The sequence below is a fragment of the Mycobacterium sp. genome, from assembly GCF_052144515.1.
GTDB lineage: Bacteria > Actinomycetota > Actinomycetes > Mycobacteriales > Mycobacteriaceae > Mycobacterium.
In genome coordinates this window covers 1-17931 of the sequence record NZ_JBKQQD010000228.1, presented here as the reverse complement: position 1 = coordinate 17931, position 17931 = coordinate 1, and the positions used below count along the sequence as shown (strand labels likewise).

Sequence of the window (17931 nt, the reverse complement as noted above, 5' to 3'; positions counted from 1 at the left end):
CCAGTGCCCCCTTTTGAATCCGCTCATCCAGCGCGCGGGTCATATCGGTGTCGATGTAGCCCGGGGCCACCACATTCGCGGTCACCCCGGCCTTTGACAGCTCCCGGGCGATCGAGCGGGCCATGCCGATCACACCGGCCTTGGAGGCTGCGTAATTGGCCTGGTTGCCGATGCCCCAGGTGCCGGAGACCGAACCTATGAAGATCATCCGGCCGAACCGCTTTCGCTGCATGCTGCGCGATGCCCGCTGAGCCACCCGGAACGCCCCGGTGAGGTTGGCGTCGATGACCTTCTCGAACTTCTCCTCGGTCATCCGCATGAGGAACGCGTCCGCGGCTAGACCGGCGTTGGACACCAGCACCTCGACCGGACCCTGGTGCTCCTCGACCTCTTTGAAGGCGCGATCGACGGCGTCGTTGTCGGTGACGTCACACTCGACACCGAACAGCCCCGCGGGCGCCCCGGATCCGCGGTGCGTGACGGCCACCTTGTGGCCGTCGGCGGCCAGCCGCTGTGCGATCGCCAGACCGATCCCCCGGTTTCCGCCCGTCACCAGGACTGAACGGGATACGAATGCGGGTTTGCCGCTGTCGGCGGCGAGCTCGGTGGCTTTCTCGGTGGCTGTGTCAGTCACCTGGCCAACCTATCGCCTCGGTGCCGCAGGGCCGCAATCTCCCCCTCGCATGTTGGCCCGGGCCCGGCCGAAACGTCAGGTCGGCAACCTGCGGTTGATCAGCAGCGCGGCCAGCCCGGCCAGCGCCAGCACCAGCGCACCCAGCCGCAGCCAGCCCACACTCGCGTCGCCTTTGATCGTCTCGTAGCCGATCTGCTGTTGCAGCGACGCGTAGACGTCTTTGAGCTCCTCCAGGTTGGAGGCGCTGTACCAATTTCCACCGGAGAGCTCGGCGACCTTCCTCATGGTGGAGTCGTCGACCGGAACGGGTTGTCGCTGGTCGTTGATCTCGACGAAGCCGTACGGCGTGCCGAAGGAAATGGTCGAGATCGGCACGCCCTGATCCTTGGCGGTGCGCGCGGCGGTGAAGGCGCCCTTAGGGTTGTCGGGGTTGGTCGGCATCGTCTCCTTGCCGTCGGAGAACAACACGATGCGCGCCGGCGGCGGAGTGTCGCCGCCGCCGATCACCGCCCCGACGGTAGCGATGGCCTGCAGCGCGGTGAAGATGCCCTCCCCGGTGGCGGTGCGGTCGGCGAACTGCAGCTTGTCGAGCGCGGCTTTGGTGGCGTCCCGGTTGGTCGTCGGTGACACCAACACGGTTGCGGTGCCCGCGTATTCGATCAGTCCGAGGTTGATCCCCGGGGTCAGCTCGCTGGCGAACTGCTTGGCGGCCTCCTGGGCGGCGGCCATCCGGTTGGGCTGGACATCGGTGGCGCGCATCGACTGCGACACGTCGATCACCAGCATCACCACCGCGCGATTGCGGGGAATCCGCACGTCGTTGGTGGGCCCGGCCATCGCGATGGTGAACAGCAGCAACGACAGCACCAGCAGGATCGCCGGCACGTGCCGCCACCGAGGCGGCCGCTTCGGGGCGACGCTTTCCAGCAACTCCATGTTGGCGAAGCGAAGCATCCGCCGCTGCCGCGCCAGCTGCATCACGACGTACAGCGCCGCCAGTCCTGCGACGACAACAAGAAAAAGGAAATACCACGCGTGCGCAAAGCTGGACAGCGACATCGGCCCCAGCAACGGCGGTGTCATATCCAAGTCATATCCGACCTGGTCACTGCCGCCCCGCCATGGCCCCGCGCCGACGGGATTCAACGAAACGGACGATGTCGGCGATCCAGTCCCGGTCGGTGCGCAGCGTCATCAGCGGCGCCCCGCAGCTGCGGATGGTGCGCGACACTTCGGCGCGGTGCTCCGCGGCCGCCCGCGCGAACTCGTCACGCAGCTGCGCGTCGATGGTGAATTCGCGCGTGACCCCGGATTCGGCGTCCTGCAGGATGACTTCGCCGATGTCGGGCAGCTCGACGTCGCGGGGGTCGAGCACCTCGATGCCCAGCACCTCGTGGCGGGCCGCAATCGCGCGCAGCGGACGCATCCAGTTGATCGGGCCGAGGAAGTCGCTGATGATCACCGCCATTCCGCGGCGGCGTTCGGGCCGGCGCAGCGCGTCGATGGCCGTCGCCAGATCCCCACGCACTCCGGTCGGCGCCTTGGGCATGGTGGCGATGGTGCGCAGCAGCGTCTGCTCATGCTGGCGTCCGGAGCGTGCCGGCACCCGGGTTGTGGTCAGGCCGTTGGCGATCAGCGCGCCGATCCGGTTTCCGCCGCCGCTGTTGAGGTAGGTGATCGCGGCCGCGGCCGCCACCGCCAGGTCGCGTTTCTCGCAGCCAACCGTCCCGAAGTCCAGGCTGGCCGATAGGTCGACCACCATCCAGGTCTCCAGTTCGCGGTCGGCGATCATCTGCCGGACGTGCGGGTGGGTCGTGCGCGCGGTCACCGCCCAGTCCATCCGGCGGACGTCGTCACCGGGCTGATACTCGCGCGACTCCCCCGGCTCCGAGCCAGGCCCCGGGATCAGGCCGAGATGGTCGCCGTGCAGGACACCGTCGAGCTTGCGTTTGACCGTGAGCTCGAGTGACTTCAGCGCCGCCGACAGCTTCGGGTCGTCGATCTGCCCTCGCTGCATCGACGGCGGATGCAGCGCCCCGCGCTCCGCTGCGGGGCCAGCGGGGTTTGCGTCGGTCACCGACCGCTAGCCGCCCCCGCGGCCTGCATCACCGGGCCGACCGACTGCCCTTGCTGGGGCACGGCATTCACCTGCGGCAGGGCCACCGTCTGCATGACCCGGTTGATGACGATCTCCGGGGAAATCTCGTCGGCCAGCGCGTCATAGGTGAGCACCAACCGGTGCCGCAACACGTCGGGGATGACGTCGATGACGTCCTGCGGGATCACGTAGTCGCGGCCCCGTACCAACGCCAGCGACCGAGACGCCGCGATGATGCCCAGCGAGGCACGCGGAGATGCGCCGAACGAGACCCAGGTCTTGACGTCGTTCATCCCGAGCTGCTCGGGGTAACGGGTGGCCATGACGACGCGCACCACATAGTCGACCAGGGCATGGTGGACGAAGTTGTTGGCCGCGACGTCCTGTAGCCGGACCAGGTCGCCGGTGGCGAGGATCTGTTTGGGCTCCGGCGGCTTCACACCCATCCGGTAGATGATCTCCCGCTCCTCTTCGGGCGACGGGTAACCCACGTTGATCTTGAACAGGAACCGGTCCCGCTGGGCCTCGGGCAGCGGGTAGACACCCTCGTGCTCGATCGGGTTCTGCGTCGCCATTACCAAGAACGGGTTGGGCAGGTCGAAGGTCTTGCCGCCGATCGACACGTGGCGTTCTTGCATGACCTCCAAGAGCGCCGACTGCACCTTCGCCGGGGCCCGGTTGATCTCGTCGGCAAGCAGGAAGTTGACCACCACCGGGCCGAGTTCGGTGTCGAACTCCTCTTTGCCTTGCCGGTAGATGCGGGTACCGATGATGTCGGTGGGCACCAGGTCGGGGGTGAACTGGATGCGCGCGAACGTCCCGCCGACCACGCGCGCGAAGGTCTCCACCGCCAGCGTCTTCGCCACGCCCGGCACACCCTCGAGCAGCACGTGCCCCTTGGAGAGCAGACCGACCAGCATCCGCTCGACGAGTTGGTCCTGGCCGACGATGATCCGCTTGACTTCGAAGATTGCCCGCTCAAGGGTGTGTACCTCGGCGGCCAACCCGTCTGAAGTATTAGGGCCGCCGGAAGGCGCCTCGTGGGCCCTCGGGCCTGATTGCCCGCCCGGGCCCGAGTAACCACCGGCCCCCGGGGGGCCACCTGCTGATGTCATCAACTAATACCTTTCACAGCTAAATCAGACACGACTGCTGGCACCCTAATGCCCCGGGCAGCGGCGTGCCCGCGTTCAACTATTCCAGGCCTGTCGGGTTCCGTCGACGTCGCGGTTCCCGCCCCGGCGACGCACGCACCGGGTCAGTAGTCGATGATGCGTGTCAAGAACGGCGTCATCCCCGGCCTGCGCACCGGGCTGATGGTGACTTTGCCCGCGCTTCCGGATGCCTCCAGCATCTGGCCATTGCCCAGGTACATGGTGACGTGCTGGCTGCCGCCCGGGCCGTAGAAGATCAGGTCGCCGCGCCTGGCCTGGTCCGGAGGAATGTGCTTGCCGGCGTTGTATTGGTCGCCGGAAAACCGCGGGATCAACACGCCGACCCCTGCGAAGGCGTATCGCATCAGGCCGGAGCAGTCGAACCCGACGATGTTGGCACCGTCGCCGACACCCTTGCTGGGCCCGTCGAGCGTACCGCCACCCCACGAATACGGCACGCCCATCTGTGACCCGGCCCGGCGAATCACGTACTCGATCGCCTGCCGGCCGTTAGCCCGCGAGATCCGGCTTGGGCTGGTGTTGGTGCTGTCGCCAGGCGTACCGCCCAAGTTGATCCCCAGCCCGCTAAGGAATTGCTTGCCCAAATCTAGCGTGGTCTGCGTCGCCTGGGCGGTGGCCTGCAGCGACGCACTGGCGACCGCGAGCGGGTCACCCGGGGCGCCCGCGCTGATCGTCGCCGGCAGCGTGGGATCCCACTGGCCGGGGTCGGCCTCTGCCGGAACAGCGGGAGCCGCGACAGACAACATCAGCCCGGTCACCACCGCGGTGATCCAGGCCAGGCTGATCAGGCGAAAACGTTTGCGGCGCATGGCTCCTCGTTCACCACTCGATGTACCGGACCACGAAGGGCGTCATGCCACTGGTGCGCACCGGCGCAACGCGCACCTTCAAACCGATGTCGGGGGCCTCGAGCATCTGGCCGTCGCCGAGGTAGATCGTCACGTGCTGGCTGCCGCCCGGGCCGTAGAAGATGACGTCGCCGCGGCGCATCTGCGACGACGGGATCTTGCGGCCCAGGTTGTACTGCGAACCCGAGTAGTGCGGCAGCTTGATGCCCACGCCGGCGAACGAGTACAAGACCAGCCCGGAGCAGTCGAAGCCCGTGATGCTTGCGCCGGAGTCGATTCCCTTGCTCGGACCCGCGGCGTTGCCGCCACCCCAGGAGTAGGGCACCCCGATCTGCGACATCCCGCGGCGGATCACGTATTCGACGGCCTGCCGGCCGTAGACCCGCGGGATCCGTCCCTGAGTCGAGCCGGCCGGGGCGTTGGTGATGCCGGTGTCGTTGGGCTTCAGGATGCCCAACTGCTGCAGGAAATTGCGCCCCATGCTGGCGGTGACCTGCGTCGAGGTGGCCGAGATGCCCAGCAGCTGGTTGATCACCGCGATCGGGTCGCCGGGGACGTTGGCGCTGGGCACCTGCGGCAGCGTGGGGTCCCACCCGTCCCACTTGCGGCCCGCAACAGGTCCCGCCGGGGGGCCGGCGGGCCCCGGCACTCCCGTCGCTCCCGGATCCCAACGGTCACTCGGCCCAGGTGCACCGGGACCACCCGGCCCCGTCGACCAGCGTGCGTCCGCGAGTTGGGCGGTCTCGAGAGCGGTCTGAGCCTCGTCACGCTCGGCGGCCAGCCGGTTGACCTCGTCGCGCTGTTCGTCGAACTTGCGCTTGGACTCGGTGAGCGCCGCCACGGCGGCGTCCTGGCTGCCCTTGGCGTCAGCGGCGGCCTTGTCGGCCTTTTGCTTGGCCAGCCGCGCCGCCGACTCCTTGTTCACCTGCTCGGTCCGAGCCCGCTGCAAGTTGGCCATGACCGCCTGGGAACTGGCGGTCAGGGTCCTGGCGGCGGTCTCGGTGGCGATGATGTCCTCGGGGCTGCTCGCGGTCAGATAGCTGCCCGACGGACCGTTCATGTAGGTGGCCGCGGCGAAGGTGTCGAACCGATGTTGAGCCCCGGCGATCGCCGCGTTGGCGTCCTTGACCGCCTGCTGGCTGACCTCTAGGTCATGTTGCGCCGCGACCTCGGTGTCCCGGGCGGTCTCCACGTCGACCATCGCCTTGTCGACGCTTTGCTGCTCGGTCTGGATGGCCGCGCTCAGGTCATCGAGTCGCTGGTTGGCCTTGGCGACGTTCGCGATCAGTGTCGCCATGGCGTCGGTGCCGGGGTCGGCGGCGGCGAGGCTGGGCAGCAACACCAGTGCGGCCACGCTCAAGACACATGGAATGACCGGCCGCACAACCCTTGCGGCCGGTCGCGAAGCAGAGCCTCGGCGGATCCGTCTCATTCGATTCGGGTCTCCTATGGCTCAGCACGGACGGACGGCGCCAGCCACCGATCCCACGGAAAGCGCCAAAGACAACAGCAGCATCATTTGCACCGTACGTCACATGAGTCGCAATGGAAACGTAAGTCACAAACTGCACTCTGGAAGTGCGTTTAATGTGACCGAACGGTGATCTGCCCTGTTTGCCACAACAAGACGCCAAGTCGGTGCGCTACGGCCGCCCGACCCGGATGCGCCAGGCTAGACGGCCCGGTTCGGTTCTGAGGCCGGGTTGTCGCCAGCTGGTGGCGACGTTGCTGCCCGCCTGCTCCGCAACTGCAGGCACCGGGTGCCGACGGCCGCCGCGAGCACCACGATCAACAAGACGATGGTCAACCCGGTCCAGGGAAACTCGGGGGTGTTGATCTCATTCAAAAAATGCTGCGCCGAGACCACCGGATTGCCCGTCTTGGCTATGTCCTCGCCGGCTTCCAGCGTGACGCGCGGGAAATGCGTGCTGTAGCTGCCCACGTAGCTTGGGCTCAGTGTCAGGACGGTGGCATCCGGGTAGTCGGCACCGACCACGGTGGAGATGTCGCGCAGTGGTGTGTCGTTCGGCGGGTTGTGGTCGAGCAGCACGATCTTGAGGGTGATGCCGTCGGCGCGAGCCTGGTTGACCACGTCGAGCAACCCCGGCATGGCCGCCGGTAGCGCACTGACGCCGGTCGCGGCGACCTGAGCCTTGACGGCAGTCATGTCGACGTCTTGGGGGATGTAGAGCGGCAGCAGTTGCCCGGTCATACAGGCACCGTACGCGACGAGGGCCGCGCTCCTTGCGCGACACGTACACCACGCACACGACACGCCGCCGCGAGTGTGCGTGGCTTATATCTCGGTGAGAGCGCGCCATGGCCTTCCAACACACGCCCCACCGGACAAGACTGGCAGATGCGCGGGTACCGCGTAATAAAGGACAAGCGTACTGTTAAAGTGGCTTCAGCATTCGAAGCATCGTCGACACGGCCCGTCGGCGGCAGAACTTAATCCCGGGAGTTGATGTGACTAGCAAGGATTCTGTGAACTCGTTCGGAGCACGCGACACCCTCGAGGTAGGCGACAAGAGTTACCAGATCTACCGTCTCGACGCCGTCCCCAATACCGAGAAACTCCCCTACAGCCTCAAGGTCCTCGCCGAAAACCTGCTGCGCAACGAGGACGGCAGCAACATCACCAAAGACCACATCGAGGCCATCGCCAACTGGGATCCCAAGGCGGAACCCAGCATTGAGATCCAGTACACGCCGGCGCGCGTGGTGATGCAGGACTTCACCGGTGTGCCGTGCATCGTCGACTTGGCCACCATGCGTGAGGCCATCGGCGACCTCGGCGGCAATCCGGAGAAGGTCAACCCGTTGGCGCCGGCCGACCTGGTGATCGACCACTCGGTGATCGCCGACCTGTTCGGCACCGCCGACGCATTCGAGCGCAACGTCGAGATCGAGTACGAGCGCAACGGGGAGCGCTACCAATTTCTGCGCTGGGGGCAGGGCGCTTTCCAGGACTTCAAGGTGGTGCCACCGGGCACCGGCATCGTGCACCAGGTCAACATCGAGTACCTGGCGACCGTGGTGATGCAGCGCGACGGGTCCGGAACAATAACCGCCTACCCCGACACCTGTGTGGGCACCGACTCGCACACCACGATGGTCAACGGTCTCGGCGTGCTGGGCTGGGGCGTCGGCGGTATCGAGGCCGAGGCTGCGATGCTGGGTCAGCCGGTGTCCATGCTGATCCCGCGGGTCGTCGGCTTCAAGCTGACCGGGGAGATCCAGGCCGGCGTGACGGCCACCGACGTCGTGCTGACCGCCACCGAGATGCTGCGCAAGCACGGCGTGGTCGGCAAGTTCGTCGAGTTCTACGGCGAGGGTGTGGCCGAGGTGCCGTTGGCCAACCGTGCCACCCTGGGCAACATGAGCCCCGAATTCGGTTCCACTGCAGCGATTTTCCCGATCGATGAAGAAACCATCAAGTACCTGAAGTTCACCGGCCGTACCGATGAACAGCTGGCTCTGGTCGAGGCCTACGCCAAAGAGCAGGGTATGTGGCACGACCCCGAGCACGAGCCGGCCTTCTCGGAGTACCTCGAGCTCGACCTGTCCGAGGTGGTGCCGTCGATCGCGGGTCCGAAGCGTCCGCAGGACCGAATCGCGTTGTCCGAAGCTAAGTCCACGTTCCGCAAGACCATTCCCAGCTACGTCGGCGACGACCCCGACAAGCAGGAGTATTCGAAGCTGGACGAGGAGCTCGACGAGACGTTCCCGGCCAGTGACCCCGGACAGGTGGCGAACGGCCACGCCGACGACCGTGCTCCGGTGCAGTCAGCCGCCGCGCACTCGAAGGGCCGGGTGAGCAACCCGGTGCCGGTGAAGTCCGAACAGTACGGCGACTTCGTGCTCGACCACGGCGCGGTAGTGATCGCCGCGATCACGTCGTGCACCAACACCTCCAACCCCGAGGTGATGCTGGGTGCGGCGCTGCTGGCCCGCAACGCCGTCGAGAAGGGACTGGCCTCCAAGCCGTGGGTGAAAACCACGATGGCGCCGGGCTCGCAGGTGGTCAACGACTACTACGACAAGGCCGGCCTGTGGCCGTACCTGGAGAAGCTCGGCTTCTATCTGGTCGGCTACGGCTGCACCACCTGCATCGGCAACTCCGGTCCACTGCCCGACGAAATCTCGAAAGCCATCAACGACAACGACCTTTCGGTGTCGGCCGTGCTGTCCGGCAACCGGAATTTCGAGGGCCGCATCAACCCCGACGTGAAGATGAACTACCTGGCGTCGCCGCCGCTGGTGATCGCCTACGCGCTGGCCGGGACCATGGACTTCGACTTCGAAAGCCAGCCACTGGGTACAGATAAAGATGGCAAAGATGTCTACTTGAAAGACATCTGGCCGTCGCAGAAGGACGTCTCCGACACGATCGCGTCGGCGATCAACCAGGAGATGTTCACCAAGAACTACGCCGATGTGTTCAAGGGCGACGAACGGTGGCGCAACCTGCCCACGCCGAGCGGCAACACCTTTGAGTGGGACTCGGATTCGACATACGTTCGCAAGCCCCCGTACTTCGACGGCATGCCCGCCGAGCCCGAGCCGGTCGCCGACATCACCGGTGCCCGGGTGCTGGCGCTGCTGGGCGACTCGGTGACCACCGACCACATCTCACCCGCCAGCAGCATCAAGCCGGGCACCCCGGCGGCGCAGTACCTCGACGAGCACGGCGTTGAGCGCAAGGACTACAACTCGTTTGGCTCACGGCGCGGCAATCACGAGGTGATGATCCGTGGCACCTTCGCCAACATCAGACTGCGCAACCTGCTGCTCGACGATGTGTCCGGTGGCTATACCCGCGACTTCACCCAAGACCCCGAAAATGGGCAAGCACCACAGGCCTTCATCTACGACGCGGCGCAAAACTATGCGGCACAAGACATTCCGCTGGTGGTGCTGGGCGGCAAAGAATACGGATCGGGCTCGTCACGCGACTGGGCCGCCAAGGGAACGCGCCTGCTGGGCGTCCGCGCCGTGATCGCCGAGTCGTTCGAACGGATCCACCGTTCCAACCTGATCGGCATGGGCGTGATCCCGTTGCAGTTCCCGGAGGGCAAGTCGGCCAAGGAGTTGGGTCTGGACGGCACCGAAGTCTTCGACATCACCGGGATCGAGGCGCTCAACGACGGCAAGACGCCCAAGACGGTGCATGTGAAGGCCAGCAAGGACGGTAAGGATGCAGTCGAGTTCGACGCGGTGGTGCGCATCGACACCCCCGGTGAGGCGGACTACTACCGCAACGGCGGCATCCTGCAGTACGTGCTGCGCAACATGCTGAAGTCGGGCTAGACCGGACGCCCCCCACGCCCCGCCATGCCAAAAGTCAGCGAGGACCATCTCGCGGCTCGGCGCCGTCAGATCCTCGACGGCGCTCGCCGTTGCTTTGCCGAATACGGCTACGACAAGGCGACAGTGCGACGGCTGGAGCAGGCGATCGGGATGTCGCGCGGCGCGATCTTCCACCACTTCCGGGACAAGGACGCACTGTTTTTCGCCCTGGCCCACGAGGATGCCGAGCGGATGGCCGAGGTCGCATCCCGCGAAGGCCTCATTCAGGTGATGCGCGACATGCTCGCCGCGCCCGAGGAGTTCGACTGGCTGGCCACCCGGTTGGAGATCGCCCGCAAGCTGCGCAACGACCCCGTGTTCAACCGTGGATGGTCGGAGCGCTCCGCGGAACTGGCCGCCGCGACGCACGATCGGCTGCGCCGGCAGAAGGAGGCACACCGGGTGCGCGAAGACGTGCCCGGTGACGTGTTGCAGTGCTACCTGGAACTCGTGTTGGACGGATTGGTGGCCCGGCTGGCCTCCGGCGAGGACCCGACGCGTCTGGCCGCGGTCCTCGACCTGGTGGAGAACTCGGTGCGCCGCAGTTAGGTTCGCCTCTTTATGGGCCCGAGCGTAACGCGACTGCGAATGAAGGGACGAGGATTCGCAGTGACGTTACGCTCGCACCGGCTTCGGCCGGGCGCGGTGATTGGGGCCACCGCGGCTGCGCATCGTGGTGCCCGACTCGCGCAGCAAGCTGTGAATGGATCCGTATGACCGACCGGTGGTGGCCGCCAGGTTGCGGATGCTGGCCCCGCCCTCATAGGCGTTGCGCAACTCGTGCAGCAATTGATCGCGCGTCTTCTTCGACTTCCGCAATGGGTTTCTCACTGGGCCCTCCACGTTCAACACGTTCGCAAGCACCTAGCGTAAGAACCCGTTGTCGGCTGCGGGCAGCTTTGGCCGAAATCAGGCCAGCTCGATGAGATCCCGGTACTCGTCGGACCAATAGTCTTCGGTGCCGTCGGGCAACAGCACGACGCGTTGCGGATGCAGCGCCTCGGCCGCCCCGGGGTCGTGGGTAACCAGCACCACCGCACCCTGATAGCTGCGTAGTGCGTCGAGCACCTGCTCGCGCGAGGCGGGGTCGAGATTGTTGGTCGGCTCGTCGAGCAGCAACACGTTCGCCGTGGACGCCACCAGGCCGGCCAACGCGAGGCGGGTCTTCTCCCCACCGGACAGGGTGCCCGCCGGCTGGTCCAGCTGTGGCCCGCTGAACATGAATGCCCCCAGCAGACCGCGCAGCTCCTGTTCGCCGGACTCGGGCGCCGCGTGCCGGATGTTCTGCCAGACGGTCGCGTCGTTGTCCAGGGTGTCGTGCTCCTGCGCGAAATAGCCGATCCGCAAACCGTGTCCGGGCTCGAGCGCTCCGGTGTCGGGTTTCTCGACGCCGGCCAGCAATCGCAGCAGCGTGGTCTTGCCGGCGCCGTTGAGCCCCAACACGACCACGCGCGAGCCGCGATCGATCGCCAGATCGACGCCGGTGAACACCTCGAGTGAGCCGTACGACTTGCTCAGCCCCTTGGCCACCAGCGGCGTGCGCCCGCACGCGGCCGGGGTAGGAAACTTGATGCGCGCCACCCTGTCGGCGACCCGCTCTTCGTCGAGCGCGGCCATCATCCGATCGGCGCGCCGCAACATGTTCTGGGCCGCAACGGCTTTGGTGGCCTTGGCGCCCAGCTTGGCGGCCTGGGTGCGCAACGCGGCGGCCTTGCGTTCGGCGTTGGCGCGTTCCCGCCGGCGACGCTGCTCGTCGGTCGCCCGGGCGTCGAGGTACTTCTGCCAGCCCATGTTGTACACGTCGACCTCGCCGCGTACGGCATCCAGGAACCACACCCGATTGACGACATCGGCGATCAAATCGACGTTGTGGCTGATGACGATCAGCCCGCCGGTGTGTGCCCGCAGGAAATCCCGCAGCCAGCCAAGCGAATCCGCGTCAAGGTGATTTGTCGGCTCGTCGAGCAGCAGCGTGGTGGACGAGCCTGCACCGCTGTCGGAAGCGGCGAACAGGATGCGCGCCAGCTCCACCCGGCGGCGCTGTCCTCCGGACAGCGTGCGCAACTGCTGCGTCAGCACCCGTTCGGGCAGGCCGAGGCTCGCGCAGATCCGGCCGGCTTCACTCTCGGCGCCGTAGCCGCCCAGCGCGACGAATCGCTCCTCGAGCTGGCCGTAGCGGCGGATCGCGCGGTCCCGCGCGTCGTCGTCGGCGACCTCAGCCATCAACGCCTGCTGCTTCTCCAGATCGGTGAGCAGGACGTCCAGTCCGCGGGCCGACAGCACCCGGTCGCGGGCAAGCACGTCGAGATCGCCCTCTTTGGGATCCTGTGGCAGATAGCCGATCTCGCCGGTGCGGGTGACCGATCCGGCATAAGGCTGGCTCTCGCCCGCCAGGATGCGCAGCGTGGTGGTCTTGCCCGCGCCGTTGCGGCCGACCAGCCCGACGCGGTCGCCGGGCTGTACGCGCAGGTCCGGGCCGTCCGGTGAGAGCAGGATGCGCGCACCAGCGCGGACCTCGAGGTCCGTAGCCGTGATCACATTCGCACTCCTAGCCTGCGAGTTATTTGTCGTCGGTGAACACCGCCGGTCGGCGTTCGGCGCGCGCGGCAACCGCTTCTTCGAAGTTGGCGGTGAGCAGGCGAACGAAAAGCTGTCCCAAGCCTTCGGCTTGCATGTGCGCTTCCAGACTACCGGCGTCGAGTCCACTCCACAGTGTGCGCTTGGTCAACTCGGTTCCCGGCCGGGAGAACGCCGCGATCCGCGCGGCGATGGCGTAGCAGGTGTCCAGCAGCTGCTCCTTGGGCACCTGGCAGGACACCAGGCCGATCCGCTCGGCTTCCTCGGCGCTGACGTCGCGACCGGTCAGCATGATTTCGAACGCGCGCGAGGATCCGATGGCCCTGGGCAACAGATAACTGAGCCCCAGTTCGCTGGCCGTCAGGCCGTTGTTGATGCCCGCGGCCCGGAAGTAGGCACTGGTGGAGGCCACCCGGATGTCGGCGGCCAGCGCCAGGCACAGCCCTCCCCCGATGGCAGGACCGTTGACGGCCGCAATCACCGGTTGGTGCAGCTTGCGCAGCGCCAGGATGACGTCGTCGAGCAACTCCATGGAGCGCAGCGCGTAGGTCGGCCGGGTCAGCTCGTCGACGTTGGGCACGGTGCCCGCCGACTTGTGGTCGGCGCCGGACGAGAACCCTTTGCCCGCCCCAGTCAGGACCACCACGCGCACGGAATTGTCGTAGGTGACCTGCTCCAGGGCCTCTTTCAGCGGCACCATGACGTCGAACGCCATTGAATTCATCCGCTCGGGCCGATTGAGGGTTATCAGCGCGACCCCGGGTCGCGGGTGTTCAACGAGGACCAAACTCACCTTAGGAAGGTAGCGCGTCCCGAATCCGCGTCAGACTTCTTTGGACTCGGCCGCGGCTTCAGCTGCCTCGACGTCAAACGCCTTGACCTGGTGCAGCAGGTCCTCCAGGGCGGCGGGCGGCAGCGCGCCGGCCTGGTTGAACAGCAGTTTGCCCTTCTTGAAGGCCATCAGCGTGGGAATGGAGCGGATCTCGGCGGCCGCTGCCAGCTGCTCCTCGGCTTCCGTGTCGACCTTGGCGAACACCACGTCGGGGTGTTTCTCCGACGCGGCCTGGAAGGTCGGCGCAAACGCCCGACACGGGCCGCACCAGGACGCCCAGAAGTCAACAAGCACGATGTCGTTGCCGTTGATGGTGTCGTTGAACTGCTCAGCAGTGAGGTCTCGGGTGGTCACGAGACAGCTAACGTCGCGCGCCGGTGCCTTGTTCCCGTGATGCTTCCCGACAAGCAGAGGTCCGCCAGGACCGGTTGGTGAGCAGGCGCAGGCCGTTGAGCGCCACGATCATGGTGGATCCCTCGTGACCGGCCACTCCAAGCGGCAGCGGCAGGTGTCCGAACAGATCCCACAGCACCAGGACGGTGATGAATGCGGTCGCGATGACGAGGTTGGTGATCACCACCCGCCGGGCCTGCCGGGCCAACCCGATGAGGGTCGGAATGGCGTGTAGCTCGTCGCGGACGGTGACGCCGTCGGCGGTCTGCAGGGTGAGGTCGGCGCCGGCGCCCATCGCGATCGACGTGCGGGCCGCGGCCATGGCGGGGGCGTCGTTGACGCCGTCGCCGACGACGAGCACCCGGTGACCGCCGGCCTGCAGACCGCGGACCACATCGACCTTCTGCTCGGGCAGCGCCGCACGCACGTCGGTGATCCCGGCCTGCCGGGCCACCCCGGGTGGCCGCACGCCCGTTGTCACCGGTAAATGGCGATCAGTGCAACGGTGGCCGCCACCACGCCGACCGAGTAGCGCTGCTCGATCTTCTCGATGAACAGCTGCGTTCTGGCCTTGGTGGCCGACGCCTCGGCCACCAGCTCGACGATGCGGGCGACCACGGTCTGCGACGGATCGCGGGTGACCACCAGGTGCAGCACCCCCGATCCGTTCACCGTGCCCGCGAACACCTCGTCACCGTGGCTCTTGGACACCGGCATCGACTCGCCGGTGATCGAGCATTGGTCGACCTCGGAGGCCCCGGCCACCACGGCGCCGTCGGCGGGAACCCGCTCGCCCGGCCGCACCACCACCCGGTCTCCCACGATTAGCTCGGCGGCCGGCAGCAGCCGCTCACGGCCGTCACCATCGAGCACGACGGCCTGATCCGGCGCGAGCTCGAGTAGGCCCTTGACGGAATCGGCGATGTGTTTGGTGGCGACGTCATCCAGCGCGCCGGAGGTGGCGAAGATCACTATCAACAAGGGCGCCGTCGAAGATCTGCCCGATCGCGACCGCCCCGACCACCGCGACAACCATCAACAAATCGACGTCAAGGGCCTTGTTACGCAACGCTTTTGCACCGGCCCACGCCGATCCCCAGCCACCGGTGAGGTAACAGGCCAGATCCAGCGTCCACCACACCGTCTCGGCCGCACCGTTCAGCTGAGCCGTCAGCCCGGCCAAGAACAGCGCCAGCGCGACGGCCGCCCAGCGCACCGAAACCACCGACCACAGCGCCACACGCCAGCTCAGACGCCGCCGGACCGCATCGCGGTCAACAGGAACCTCGCCGGCCGTCTCTTCGAGGGCAGTCAGGGTCATGACGGCGGCCTCACAAAGGGGGGTGGGGTGCGACATGCCCAAGTTTATCGACGTAGAGGCAGGAAAATGTCTCGGTTGTATTTCGGTATGCGATTGAATTGTCCTCTCGCACAAGGCAAGCCACAAGGCAAGCGGGCCCGGCCCGATCGCCGGGACCCCGACGCGCCCGTGGCCATAACGGCAGGTCAGCGGATCCGATACTGCTGCACCGAAGGTTACGGTTGCGTACGTTTCCACGCTCGGAGACACTGCGTCTGAGTTCGCCGAAGCGAAGGGAACCGCCGTGGGCCACTACATCGCCAACGTCCGCGATCTCGAGTTCAACCTGTTCGAGGTCCTCGACATCGGGGCCGTCCTGGGCACCGGACGCTACAGCGATCTCGACGTCGATACCGCCAAAACGATTTTGGCCGAAGCCGCCCGCCTGGCCGAGGGCCCGGTCGCCGAGACTTTCGCCTACGCGGACCGCAATCCGCCGGTGTTCGACCCCGCCACGCACAGCATCAGCGTGGCGCCGGAGTTGGTCAAAACAGTCGACACGATCAAAGAGGCCGGGTGGTGGCGGCTGGGCCTGGCCGAAGAGATCGGTGGCATGCCCGCACCGCCACCGCTGGCATGGGGAGTCACCGAAATGACGTTCTGCGCCAACTCCTCCGCGAGCTTCTTTTGCCTGGGCACCTTCATGGCGCAGGCCCTGTACGTCGAGGGCACCGAACAGCAGCGACGGTGGGCGGCCGAGGGCGTGGAGCGTGGCTGGGCGGCCACCATGGTGCTCACCGAACCCGACGCGGGCTCCGACGTCGGGGCGGCGCGCGCCAAAGCCATCGAACAACCCGACGGCACCTGGCACATCGAGGGCGTGAAGCGGTTCATCTCCGGTGGCGACGTGGGCGATACCGCCGAGAACGTCTTCCATCTCGTGCTGGCCCGGCCCGAAGGAGCCGGTCCGGGCACCAAAGGGTTGAGCCTGTTCTACGTGCCGAACTATCTTTTCGACCCCGACACGTTCGAGCTCGGTTCCCGCAATGGGGTTTTCACCACCGGGCTGGAACACAAGATGGGTATCAAGTCCTCTCCGACGTGCGAGTTGACTTTCGGCGCCACCGATGTGCCCGCAGTCGGCTACCTGGTCGGCGACGTGCACAACGGAATCGCGCAGATGTTCACCATCATCGAGCACGCCCGCATGACGATAGGCGTCAAGGCCGCCGGCACGCTGTCCACGGGCTATCTGAACGCTCTTGCTTTCGCCAAGGAGCGCGTGCAGGGTGCGGATTTGACCCAGATGACCGACAAGACGGCCCCGCGGGTCACGATCATGCACCACCCCGATGTGCGCCGCAGCCTGATGACGCAGAAGGCCTACGCCGAGGGTCTGCGTGCGCTGTACATGTATGCCGCCGCTCACCAGGATGACGATGTCGCACAACGTGTTTCGGGCGCGGACCACGACATGGCACACCGCGTCGACGATCTGCTGCTTCCGATCGTCAAAGGGGTGAGCTCGGAACGAGCCTACGAGGTCCTGACCGAATCGCTACAGACGCTGGGCGGCTCGGGCTTTTTGGTCGACTACCCGCTCGAGCAGTACATCCGCGATTCCAAGATCGATTCGCTCTACGAGGGCACCACCGCGATCCAGGCGCTGGATTTCTTCTTCCGCAAGATCGTCCGCGACCGCGGCCAGGCGCTGCAGTTTTTGACGGCGCAGATCAGCAACAGCATCGACACCTGCGCTGAGGCACTCAAACCGCAGGCCGAGCTGCTGCAAACCGCGCTGGACGACGTCACGGCGATGACGGGCGCCCTCACCGGATACCTGATGTCGGCCACGCAACAACCCACGGAGATTTACAAGGTCGGGCTGGGATCGGTGCGCTATCTCCTCGCCGTCGGCGACCTGCTCATCGGGTGGCGATTGCTGGTGCAGGCCGGCATCGCCCACGCCGCGCTGGCGGACGGGCCGCAGAGCAGCAACCAAAACTTCTATGAAGGCAAGATCGCGACCGCGACGTTCTTCGCCAATAACATGCTCCCGAAGCTGACCGGGCAGCGCAGGGTCCTCGCATCCCTCGACGACGACATCATGCGCGTTTCCGAAGACGCGTTCTGACAATTCGCACACAGCCCCGGGCACACCGCACTCTCAGGGCAGTCGCCGATCCTGAGCTTCAGCGGGCACCGCCGATAATCGCGCACCAACTCCATAGCAGGTCAGATGGTATTTTCAGGCCCGAAGGCTGGCGGCTCCCTCGTGCTCCAGACTTCCTCGACGCCTTCGATAAACCCTTGCCAGTACGGATTGTCGCGGTCGGGGGCCTCCACGAGGTCGCCCAACTGGCCCTCCGTCGCGTAGTCGGTCGCCCATACGGTTCCATCCCCGAACCCTCTTCGGTACTCCTCGGCCTCCGGGTCGTCGACCCTGACGTCCGGCCTGGTAGCGAAAGTCGCCGTATCGCTGCTCGCAGCCTCCTTGATCTTCATTTTGGACGCACCTCCTCCTGCCGCGCCTGCGACCGGAGGGGCCGGAGCTACGGCATCGTCGCGCGGCGCGTCCTTCTCTGCCGCGCCTTTTTGCAGGTATTCGTGAATGGCGTTCGCGGCCTTGCGTCCCGCGCCCATGGCTAGGATCACGGTCGCGGCGCCGGTCACGATGTCGCCGCCGGCGAAGACGCCTTGGCGGCTTGTGGCGCCCGTCTGC

At 66.4% G+C, this 17931-nt stretch carries 15 protein-coding genes and 1 pseudogene; 3 read left to right on the top strand and 13 right to left on the bottom strand.

The window, feature by feature from the left end:
* The 7 genes from ACLP9N_RS16110 to ACLP9N_RS16080 form a co-directional block, all read right to left on the bottom strand.
* A partial coding sequence (locus ACLP9N_RS16110) for an SDR family NAD(P)-dependent oxidoreductase (protein ID WP_442408362.1) occupies positions 1-634 on the bottom strand: 634 nt, incomplete at its 3' end.
* A 75-nt stretch (positions 635-709) separates the two neighbouring features.
* Complete coding sequence (locus ACLP9N_RS16105; RefSeq protein ID WP_442408361.1) at positions 710-1717, bottom strand: VWA domain-containing protein; 1008 nt, start codon at positions 1715-1717, stop codon at positions 710-712.
* 22 nt (positions 1718-1739) lie between these two features.
* Positions 1740-2651: a DUF58 domain-containing protein gene (locus ACLP9N_RS16100; RefSeq protein ID WP_442408364.1), complete on the bottom strand. Its 912-nt coding sequence runs from the start codon at positions 2649-2651 to the stop codon at positions 1740-1742.
* Between the two features lie 56 nt (positions 2652-2707).
* Positions 2708-3847 (bottom strand): chaperone MoxR1, encoded by a 1140-nt coding sequence (gene moxR1 / locus ACLP9N_RS16095; RefSeq protein ID WP_442408360.1) that lies wholly within the window; start codon positions 3845-3847, stop codon positions 2708-2710.
* Positions 3848-3990: 143 nt separating this feature from the next.
* A complete protein-coding gene (ripB, locus tag ACLP9N_RS16090) occupies positions 3991-4716 on the bottom strand; it encodes an NlpC/P60 family peptidoglycan endopeptidase RipB (protein WP_442408359.1) in 726 nt (241 codons plus the stop codon).
* Between the two features lie 10 nt (positions 4717-4726).
* Positions 4727-6187, bottom strand: coding sequence for an NlpC/P60 family peptidoglycan endopeptidase RipA (gene ripA, locus ACLP9N_RS16085; RefSeq protein WP_442408358.1), 1461 nt, complete (start codon positions 6185-6187; stop codon positions 4727-4729).
* Positions 6188-6427: 240 nt separating this feature from the next.
* Positions 6428-6967, bottom strand: coding sequence for an Rv1476 family membrane protein (locus tag ACLP9N_RS16080; RefSeq protein ID WP_442408357.1), 540 nt, complete (start codon positions 6965-6967; stop codon positions 6428-6430).
* Between the two features lie 257 nt (positions 6968-7224).
* Between ACLP9N_RS16080 and acnA the strand changes: the two genes are divergently transcribed.
* Together acnA and ACLP9N_RS16070 are read left to right on the top strand one after the other, a co-directional pair.
* Complete coding sequence (acnA, locus tag ACLP9N_RS16075; RefSeq protein ID WP_442408356.1) at positions 7225-10068, top strand: aconitate hydratase AcnA; 2844 nt, start codon at positions 7225-7227, stop codon at positions 10066-10068.
* 24 nt (positions 10069-10092) lie between these two features.
* Positions 10093-10656 (top strand): helix-turn-helix domain-containing protein, encoded by a 564-nt coding sequence (locus ACLP9N_RS16070; protein ID WP_442408355.1) that lies wholly within the window; start codon positions 10093-10095, stop codon positions 10654-10656.
* A 66-nt stretch (positions 10657-10722) separates the two neighbouring features.
* On the opposite strand, the gene ACLP9N_RS16065 is transcribed toward ACLP9N_RS16070, so the two are convergent.
* From ACLP9N_RS16065 to ACLP9N_RS16045, 5 genes and pseudogenes are all read right to left on the bottom strand, one after another.
* On the bottom strand, positions 10723-10926 hold the full coding sequence (locus ACLP9N_RS16065; RefSeq protein ID WP_442408363.1) for a helix-turn-helix domain-containing protein: 204 nt from the start codon (positions 10924-10926) through the stop codon (positions 10723-10725).
* 90 nt (positions 10927-11016) lie between these two features.
* Entirely contained in the window at positions 11017-12645 is a 1629-nt protein-coding gene (locus tag ACLP9N_RS16060; RefSeq protein WP_442408354.1) for an ABC-F family ATP-binding cassette domain-containing protein, read from the bottom strand.
* 22 nt (positions 12646-12667) lie between these two features.
* The gene (locus ACLP9N_RS16055; protein ID WP_424073453.1) at positions 12668-13477 is read right to left on the bottom strand and encodes an enoyl-CoA hydratase; all 810 of its coding nucleotides are present in this window, start codon (positions 13475-13477) and stop codon (positions 12668-12670) included.
* Positions 13478-13507: 30 nt separating this feature from the next.
* On the bottom strand, positions 13508-13870 hold the full coding sequence (gene trxA, locus ACLP9N_RS16050) for a thioredoxin (protein WP_442408353.1): 363 nt from the start codon (positions 13868-13870) through the stop codon (positions 13508-13510).
* A gap of 7 nt (positions 13871-13877) precedes the next feature.
* Positions 13878-15230: pseudogene (locus tag ACLP9N_RS16045) on the bottom strand (HAD-IC family P-type ATPase).
* A 283-nt stretch (positions 15231-15513) separates the two neighbouring features.
* On the opposite strand from ACLP9N_RS16045, the gene ACLP9N_RS16040 reads away from it, so the two are divergent.
* On the top strand, positions 15514-17343 hold the full coding sequence (locus tag ACLP9N_RS16040; RefSeq protein WP_442408352.1) for an acyl-CoA dehydrogenase: 1830 nt from the start codon (positions 15514-15516) through the stop codon (positions 17341-17343).
* A 101-nt stretch (positions 17344-17444) separates the two neighbouring features.
* On the opposite strand, the gene ACLP9N_RS16035 is transcribed toward ACLP9N_RS16040, so the two are convergent.
* Positions 17445-17931 (bottom strand): hypothetical protein (locus ACLP9N_RS16035; protein WP_442408351.1); only part of this gene is annotated, 487 nt, incomplete at its 5' end.

What these genes read in the sequence shown, in the direction of transcription:
- ACLP9N_RS16105 (WP_442408361.1), bottom strand. Translation starts at nt 1,717, where the DNA reads ATGACACCGCCGTTGCTGGGGCCGATGTCGCTGTCCAGCTTTGCGCAC.
- ACLP9N_RS16100 (WP_442408364.1), bottom strand. Translation starts at nt 2,651, where the DNA reads ATGCAGCGAGGGCAGATCGACGACCCGAAGCTGTCGGCGGCGCTGAAG.
- moxR1 (WP_442408360.1), bottom strand. Translation starts at nt 3,847, where the DNA reads ATGACATCAGCAGGTGGCCCCCCGGGGGCCGGTGGTTACTCGGGCCCG.
- ripB (WP_442408359.1), bottom strand. Translation starts at nt 4,716, where the DNA reads ATGCGCCGCAAACGTTTTCGCCTGATCAGCCTGGCCTGGATCACCGCG.
- ripA (WP_442408358.1), bottom strand. Translation starts at nt 6,187, where the DNA reads ATGAGACGGATCCGCCGAGGCTCTGCTTCGCGACCGGCCGCAAGGGTT.
- ACLP9N_RS16080 (WP_442408357.1), bottom strand. Translation starts at nt 6,967, where the DNA reads ATGACCGGGCAACTGCTGCCGCTCTACATCCCCCAAGACGTCGACATG.
- ACLP9N_RS16070 (WP_442408355.1), top strand. Translation starts at nt 10,093, where the DNA reads ATGCCAAAAGTCAGCGAGGACCATCTCGCGGCTCGGCGCCGTCAGATC.